The following is a 344-nucleotide window of genomic DNA, read 5'->3' as shown; positions in this document are numbered from 1 at the left end:
AAATTTTTCAAAGTTTTGCATTTAATATCACAAAGAATATTTCTTGGCTTACTTCTCAATATGTTTTGAAGTTATATTATATAATTCATATGCAATTTTCAAAGAACAAATTGGTGGGTCTAAATGGACTCGAACCATCGACCTCACGCTTATCAGGCGTGCGCTCTAACCAGCTGAGCTATAGACCCATATTTTTGAAAGATGGTTAATCTCTCAAAATTGAACAGACTAGTTAAACCAGTATCTTTCGAGTACGAAGTAAACATCTTGTTACTTCATTTCTCCATAGAAAGGAGGTGATCCAGCCGCAGGTTCTCCTACGGCTACCTTGTTACGACTTCACC

1 tRNA gene and 1 rRNA gene are annotated in these 344 nt (G+C 36.6%); both read right to left on the bottom strand.

Going from position 1 to position 344, the window contains the following annotated elements:
• Window positions 1-111: 111 nt before the first annotated feature.
• Window positions 112-188, bottom strand: a tRNA-Ile gene (locus LPC13_RS16815).
• A 101-nt stretch (window positions 189-289) separates the two neighbouring features.
• Window positions 290-344 (bottom strand): 16S ribosomal RNA (locus tag LPC13_RS16810); the annotation flags it as partial.

Origin of the sequence: Clostridium celatum, from assembly GCF_021412605.1 — a bacterium.
Classification (GTDB): domain Bacteria; phylum Bacillota; class Clostridia; order Clostridiales; family Clostridiaceae; genus Clostridium; species Clostridium celatum.
This window is presented reverse-complemented; position numbering and strand designations above follow the sequence as displayed.